This window comes from Mycobacterium sp. 1245801.1, from assembly GCF_001673055.1.
Classification (GTDB): Bacteria; Actinomycetota; Actinomycetes; order Mycobacteriales; family Mycobacteriaceae; genus Mycobacterium; species Mycobacterium europaeum_A.
Window position 1 is genome coordinate 1 of sequence record NZ_LZKY01000173.1, and the last position, 7,023, is coordinate 7,023.

A 7,023-nucleotide genomic window follows, 5' to 3' on the forward strand; every position below is an offset into this window, starting at 1 on the left:
GCGGCCTGCGCCGAGACCGGCACCGTGGTGAATCTGCACATCGGGTCGTCGGGGTCGTCACCGTCCACCACCGCCGATGCGCCGCCGGACGTGCAGGGCGTGCTGTTCTTCGCCTACGCCATCTCCGCGGCGGTCGACTGGTTGTACTCCGGGCTGCCCAGCCGGTTCCCCGACCTCAAGATCTGCCTGTCCGAGGGCGGCATCGGCTGGGTGGCGGGGCTGCTCGACCGCCTCGACCACATGCTCAGCTATCACGCCATGTACGGCACCTGGCAGGCGCTCGGCGAGACCCTGACCCCCGCCGAGGTGCTGACCCGCAACTTCTGGTTCTGCGCGGTCGAGGACAAGTCCTCGTTCGTGCAGCGCGACCGGATCGGCGTCGACAACATCATGCTGGAGGCCGACTACCCGCATTGCGACTCGACCTGGCCGCACACCCAGCAGACCATTCACGAACAAATCGGTGATCTGCCACTCGAGGTCATCCGAAAGTTCAGCTGGGAGAACGCCTCTCGGTTGTACCGGCACCCGGTGCCGGCTGAGGTGCAACGGGATCCCGAAGCGTTCTGACCGGTCCGCGCGGGCGCCCGAGCACAATGCGCAAAAGCCGAAAATCGCCCGTTGCGTGGGTATCGCGCACAAGAGAGCCATCGCCCGTATCGCTTTCGTAACTTCGATCGTAACGAGGTGCCGGGACCTTAATCGGAATCGCCACCGGTCGCGATCGACAGCGTGCTGGGCATGCGGGCCGCCGCGGCGCAGGGGGCGGCCAGTTGACCTCACACTGGCCGACCTGACGTCCTATAAGCTACGTTTAGTACGTACTGAACGTAGTTGGGAGATTTGATGGCGCCGGACGAGGCCGAGTTCGTCGACCGCCTCGGGCTCTTCTTCGAGCTGCTCGGCGCCACCCGGACCATGGGCCGGGTGTACGGGTGGCTGTTGATCTGCGATCCGCCGCAGCAGTCGTTGACCCAGCTGACCGAGGCGTTATCGGTGAGCAAGGCGTCGATCAGCACCGTCGCCCGGCAACTGCTGGATGGCGGCATGGTGGAGCGGTTGCCCAGCCCCAACCGTCAGCACGTCTACCGCGTCAGGCCGGGCGGCTTCACCAGCGTCCTGGCGACTCAGCTGTCGCTGATGCGGTTGGGCATCGAACCCGCCGAGTACGCGCTGTCGATGCTGGGCGAGGACCGCGCCGAACAGCGGCAGCGCGTCGAGGATTTCCGCGATTTCTGTGAGTTCTGCACCCAGGCCTACGGCGAGCAACTCATGCGCATGTGGACCGAATACCGGGCGAAAAGGAAACAACCATGACCGCGACGGACAAAGTCGACTTCAGTTCCGTGTCCTGGGGATCGGTGGAGTGGACGAATCTCGTCACGCTCTACCTGCGTGCCCACGAAAGCCGTTCGGAGCGGCCGATTCTGGGGGACAAGGCGGCCGCCGAAGCCGTGGACCGCATCGACTACGACTTCCAGCGAATCCATCGGATGTCGTGGCCGGCGGCCAATCAGTACCTCGTCGCGCTGCGGGCCAAGCAGCTCGACAACTGGTGCGCCGACTTCCTCGCCCGCCATCCGGACGCGGTCGTCCTGCACCTGGGCTGTGGTTTGGACGGGCGCGCGTTTCGCCTCGGTGTGCCGCCGTCGGTGACCTGGTTCGACGTCGATCAGCCGAGCGTGATCGGGCTGCGCAGCAGGCTTTACGACGATACCGAGGGCTACCGGATGATCGGCTCGTCGGTGACCGAACTGCAGTGGCTCGATCAGGTCCCGACCGGCCGTCCGACGCTGATCGTTGCCGAGGGCCTGCTGATGTACCTGCCCGAGGACGACGTCCGGCGGCTACTGCAGCGGCTGATCGACCGATTCGCCGGCGGCGAAATGCATTTCGACACGCTGTCTGCCGTGGCGCCGCTGATGTCGAGGATCTTCACCCGGGGAATCATCAAATGGGGCATCCGTGACGCGCGCGAGATCGCGACGTGGAATCCGCGGCTGCGCTTCCTCGAGCAGACACCCGTGCTGGCCGATTACCAGCGAATCCCTTCGGCCGCGGTGCGGTTGATCTACCGGGTGACGTGGCTGACCGCCGGCCGCCACTACGACGTGCTGAACCGCTTCGAGTACTGATCGGTCACAGGTCGGAGGCCAGCCGGCGCAGGATGTCGGCGGCGGGTTCCGCGGTCGCGTGCCGATATCCGGTGCCCGCCCAGAGGTGGACGTAGTCCGGCTTGCCCGCGGCCGCGGCGGCCTTGCGCAGCGGGCTGGTCAGGTAATGGATGGCGGGGTAGCCCGGTGGCGCCTCGGCTTCATGGGCCTCGATGAACGCGTTGCGCAGGCCGCGGGCGGGCCGGCCGGTGAAGGCCCGGGTCAGCACCGTCTCGGTGTAGGCGGGATCGATCAGGGCCGCTTGATGAGTGGCCGAGGCGCCGCTCTCGGTGGCGCGCAGCAGCACGGTGCCCACCGCCGCCGCGGTCGCACCGGCGCGGATCACCTCGGCCACCGCGGCGGGGGTGGCCAGCCCGCCGGTGGCCAGCACGGGCAGGGGCACCCGCGCGACGACCTGCCGGACCAGGTCGACGATCGGCACCGGCGTCAACGGCCGCTGCGGCGAGAGGGTGCCGGAGTGCCCACCGGCGTCGGCGGCCTGCACGGCGAGCATGTCGACGCCGGCGTCGTACGCCTGCGCCGCCTCGTCGGCCGTGGTGACCGTCTGGACCACGACGCTGCCCGCGCGTCGCAGCGCGGCGATCACGTCGCGCGACGGTATGCCGAAAGTGAACGACACCATCGGAACGGGGTCGTCGAGCAACAGCGCGATCTTCTCGTCGAATTTGTCGTTGTCCTCGATGGGTTCGGGCGGCAGCCTCAGCCCGAACTGGTCGGCGTCGGCCTGCACGATCGCCGCGTAGGTGCGGTAGCGTTGCGGATCGACCGGCACCGGATTGGGCGCGAAGACGTTGACCCCGAACGGGATTCCCTCGGCGCGAACGGTTTTGATCTCGGCCTCGATGGCCTCGACGGTCTTGTATCCGGCCGCGAGCAAGCCCAGGGCGCCGGCGCGGGAGGCGGCCGAGACCATGGCCGGGGTGGTCGGGCCACCCGACATCGGAGCCGCCACCAGCGGGATGGACATTCCAAACTGCGTCAACATCTTCATGCCCCTTCGCTGTTCGCAGTGCGGGCGGATAGAGCCCGCCTCGACAGTATCGACGTCGAGCGGGTGCGCATCATTCCGCCATGGCGACCGACCTGGCAGGATGCTTGAGCGTGACGCGCCCCAACTTCCTCGTCATCGTTGCAGACGACCTCGGATTCTCCGATCTCGGCGCATTCGGCGGCGAAATCGAGACGCCCAATCTGGACCGGCTGGCCCACGCCGGTGTCCGGCTCACCGATTTCCACTCGGCCCCGGCCTGCTCGCCCACCCGGGCCATGCTGTTGACCGGGACCGACCACCACATCGCCGGCATCGGCACGATGCTCGAGGTCGCTTCCCCGGACTTCCGCGGCGCACCCGGGTACGAGGGCTACCTGAACGACCGGGTCGTCGCGCTGCCCGAACTGTTGCGCGACGCGGGATATCTGACGCTGATGTCGGGCAAATGGCACCTCGGCGCCACCATCGAGACCTCGCCGTGGGCGCGCGGCTTCGAGCGCTCGTTCGCCCTGCTGCCGGCCGGCGCCAGTCACTACGGCGGAGCGGGAGCGCGCGGATTCTCGCCCGTGCCAACGCTTTACACCGAGGACGACCGGTTCGTCACCGTCGGCGACGACTTCTATTCGTCGGACGCCTACACCGACACGCTGTTGCGGTATCTGGATGAGCGCGACGCAGACGACGACCGGCCGTTCTTCGCCTATCTGCCGTTCCAGGCTCCGCACTGGCCGCTGCAGGCGCCCGACGAATCCATCGCGAAATATCGGGGCCGCTACGACGCCGGGCCGGACGCGCTGCGCGAGGAGCGGCTGGCCGCACTCAAGCGGCTCGGCCTCTGTGCGCCCGACGTCGTCGCACACCCGGTGGTGGCCGACGGCGCGCCCGAGTGGGCCGACATGACCGACGAGCAGCGCGCGCGCTCGGCGCGCAGCATGGAGGTCTACGCCGGGATGGTCGACCGGATGGACCACAACGTCGGCCGGGTCATCGACTACCTCACGGCCAGCGGCGAACTCGACAACACCGTCGTCATCTTCCTGTCCGACAACGGCGCCGAGGGCGCGATCGTGGAGGCGATGCCACTGCGCGGCCCCCAAATCGCCGCACAGATCGAAAAGCATTGCGACAACAGCCTGGAGAACCTGGGCCGGCCCACGTCGTTCATCTGGTACGGCCCGCGCTGGGCGCAGGCCGCCACCGCGCCGTCGCGCCTGCACAAGGCGTTCACCACCCAGGGCGGGATCCGCGTGACCGGCTTCGTCACCTGGCCCGGCTTCGCCCGCCAGCAAGAGATCGGCACCGCGTTCAGCACGGTCATGGACATCGCGCCGACCCTGCTGGAATTGGCCGGCACCACGCACCCGGGCACGTCGTACGGCGGGCGCGAGGTGGCGCCCATGCGCGGCCGCTCACTGGTGGATTACCTGACGGGCGCCACCGAGACCGTGCACGACGCCGACACCGGCACCGGCTGGGAGTTGTTCGGCCGCCGCGCCATCCGCCAGGGCGACTGGAAGGCGCTGTACCTGCCCGCGCCGTACGGGCCGGGCGACTGGCAGCTCTACGATCTGTCCGCCGATCCCGGTGAGATCGACGATCTGGCCGCCTCCCGGCCCGACAAGCTGGCCGAGCTGCTGGCGCTGTGGGATCGCTACGTTGAGGAAACCGGCGTGATCCTCGACCCCATCTCGGTGTACGACCTGCAACTCTGAGGACGCTGACCGTAACGTTCGCTAGGGATCACCCGCTGGGTCTTCGGGCCTCGAACAGCTCGACCGCACCGCTGTGCCGTGCCGCCAAGACTTCGAGTCCCGCGTCCGCCAGCCAGCGTTGCACGTCACCGGCCCGGGGCGTATCGCCGAAAAAGCCCGCCGCCCGCAGCGCGGTCACAAAACGATCCTGGCGCCAGCCGCGACCGCGTACACAGGTGCTCCCGCGAAGAATCCCACCCGGCTTCAGCACGCGGGCGAGTTCGACGACCGCCGCTCGTGGGTCGGGAAGACAGTGCAGACCGTTGAACGTCAAGGCCAGGTCGAAGGTGTTGTCCGGGAAGGGCAGATCCGTGATATCGGCATCGGTGAACTCCATCAGGTCGGCCACGTCCAGCTGAGTTGCCCGACGGCGTGCCCGCCCGAGCATGTCCGAGGAAATGTCGGCGGCCACGTAGCGGCAATCCTGCCCGGGGCGCAGGCCGCGAAAGGCAAATCCGCCACCGCACGGGATGTCCAGCACACGGGCGCCGGCGGGAGCTTCACCGACGCGCCGAACCACTTCCAGCAGCTCATGTAACGCCAACCCCCACAACGCTTTTGCGCCCACCGCAGCGACGCTGTCATGCATTGCGGCCGTGTTGTACAACGCCGATGCCACCCGAGCCGCACGCCAGCGCTCCGTTACCTGCCCCATCCGCTGACCCTAACCGGAAACTCGGGGCTACCGCTGCGTTACCCGGCCTGAACCTCCGACAGCAAGCGGCGTGCGGCCTCGACGCACGGACGTAGGCGGTCCAGCGGGCTCACCCCCGCCAACGCCAACGATCGCCGCGGCACTTCGATTTCGAGCACCGTATCGGCGGGAAGCGCGGCAAGCAGGTCGTGCAGCGGAAGTTCGCCCTCACCGGGAACCATGCGCTCGAACATGGCCTCCTCCAGGTAGTTGTCGATGCGCGGCCGCAGCGTCGTGTCGTTGAGTTGGGCGTAGCCGATGCGATCGGCATCGATAGCGGCCAGTTCGGCGGCGCCGGAGCCCGACCGCACCAAGTGCATGGTGTCGATCAACAAGCGGAATTCGCGGCGTGCGACGTATTCCGCGGCGGCCAGGGCGGCGCTCAGGTCGCCGATCGTCAGGCCGGGCACCGGTTCGACGACCGTCTCGATATTGCGCTGCGCCGCAAGCTCGGTCAGTGCGGCGAACTGGTCAAGGGTCCGGGCAAGGTCGGGGTCCACGCTGACCACATTGATTCGGGGGACACCGAGCTCGGCCATCACGTCGAGATCACCGCGCAGGGCGCTGACGTCGGCGCCGGGCACCACCAGAAACCCGTCGCCCAGCGAGATGCTCACGCCCCGATCGCGCAGCGCCGCGAGCAGGTCGCCGCGCAGCGCGGCGTCGTCCCTCAACGAGAAACGAGGATAACCCAGCGGTACCAGCGGCATCCCCTGCACGGCGACCGAGATGTGGCGGCATCCCAGCTTCGCGGCGAGACCCACCAATTCGATTGGTGGCAGCCCGAATACGCTGAGCATGCCGATGCCGAGGCGGTACGCCCGCCCCGATGGTGTCATGCGGGGCGGCCCACAAGTTGCGCCAATTGCGCAGCGCCCTGGGCCGTTTGGGTGGTCAGCACGATCCGCCCCGAGGTGGCCGGTTGCTCGATGATCGGCGCCTCGAGCACCATGTTGTCCCGGATGAAGGCCATGTGGTCTTGCAGATGCTCGCCGGTGAATGCGGCCCAGGCGGCCGTCGACGGGGGATCCAGCACAAGGGTCAGTTCGTAATAGTCCGCAGTCAACGATTTCGGCGGGTCCACGTGCACGAGGCCCAGTTGCATGGTCTCGGGGCCCAACGTGTAGACGGTGGTTCGCCCGATGTCACAGGTGGTCAGGGTGTCCGTCGGCTTGGTCGGGGCGTTCGGATCGGTGGCCGGGCACTTGACGGCGGGAGTCGTGGGCTGCGACTTCGTCACCGGCCGCACCGGCAATGGGGCGATCTTGACCACCGGTGGGGGTGGCGGTGGCGGGGGCGCGATGGTGCTCGGCGGCGCGGTGGTCGATGAGCTGGACGGTGCGGGCCGGTGCGCGTGCTGGCAGCCGCTCATCGCGGCGGCGAGCAGGCCGAGCGACCCGAGCCAGACGGCCA

Annotated in this window: 8 protein-coding genes; 4 read left to right on the top strand and 4 right to left on the bottom strand. The window is 68.2% G+C overall.

Annotated elements, in window-relative coordinates:
• The 3 genes from A5622_RS11175 to A5622_RS11185 all read left to right on the top strand — a co-directional run.
• The coding region (locus A5622_RS11175) for an amidohydrolase family protein (protein WP_156752923.1) at positions 1–570 on the top strand (570 nt) is incomplete at its 5' end.
• A gap of 276 nt (positions 571–846) precedes the next feature.
• Entirely contained in the window at positions 847–1,317 is a 471-nt protein-coding gene (locus A5622_RS11180; RefSeq protein WP_066866496.1) for a GbsR/MarR family transcriptional regulator, read from the top strand.
• A complete protein-coding gene (locus A5622_RS11185; protein WP_066878515.1) occupies positions 1,314–2,135 on the top strand; it encodes a class I SAM-dependent methyltransferase in 822 nt (273 codons plus the stop codon). Before A5622_RS11180 ends, A5622_RS11185 begins: the two co-directional genes overlap by 4 nt.
• 4 nt (positions 2,136–2,139) lie before the next feature.
• Here the strand turns inward: A5622_RS11185 and A5622_RS11190 are convergent, their stop codons facing one another.
• Positions 2,140–3,159 (bottom strand): nitronate monooxygenase family protein, encoded by a 1,020-nt coding sequence (locus A5622_RS11190; protein ID WP_197507993.1) that lies wholly within the window; start codon positions 3,157–3,159, stop codon positions 2,140–2,142.
• 116 nt (positions 3,160–3,275) lie between these two features.
• Here A5622_RS11190 and A5622_RS11195 point away from each other — a divergent pair, with 116 nt between their 5' ends.
• Positions 3,276–4,877: an arylsulfatase gene (locus tag A5622_RS11195; protein ID WP_066866536.1), complete on the top strand. Its 1,602-nt coding sequence runs from the start codon at positions 3,276–3,278 to the stop codon at positions 4,875–4,877.
• Between the two features lie 28 nt (positions 4,878–4,905).
• Here A5622_RS11195 and A5622_RS11200 read toward each other — a convergent pair whose 3' ends face one another.
• The 3 genes from A5622_RS11200 to A5622_RS29610 all read right to left on the bottom strand — a co-directional run.
• Positions 4,906–5,571, bottom strand: a complete 666-nt coding sequence (locus A5622_RS11200) for a class I SAM-dependent methyltransferase (RefSeq protein WP_066866501.1) — start codon at positions 5,569–5,571, stop codon at positions 4,906–4,908.
• A 38-nt stretch (positions 5,572–5,609) separates the two neighbouring features.
• Entirely contained in the window at positions 5,610–6,449 is an 840-nt protein-coding gene (locus A5622_RS11205; protein ID WP_066866503.1) for a sugar phosphate isomerase/epimerase, read from the bottom strand.
• Positions 6,446–7,023 (bottom strand): preprotein translocase subunit SecD (locus A5622_RS29610; RefSeq protein WP_232002940.1); only part of this gene is annotated, 578 nt, incomplete at its 5' end. The genes A5622_RS11205 and A5622_RS29610, both read right to left, overlap by 4 nt.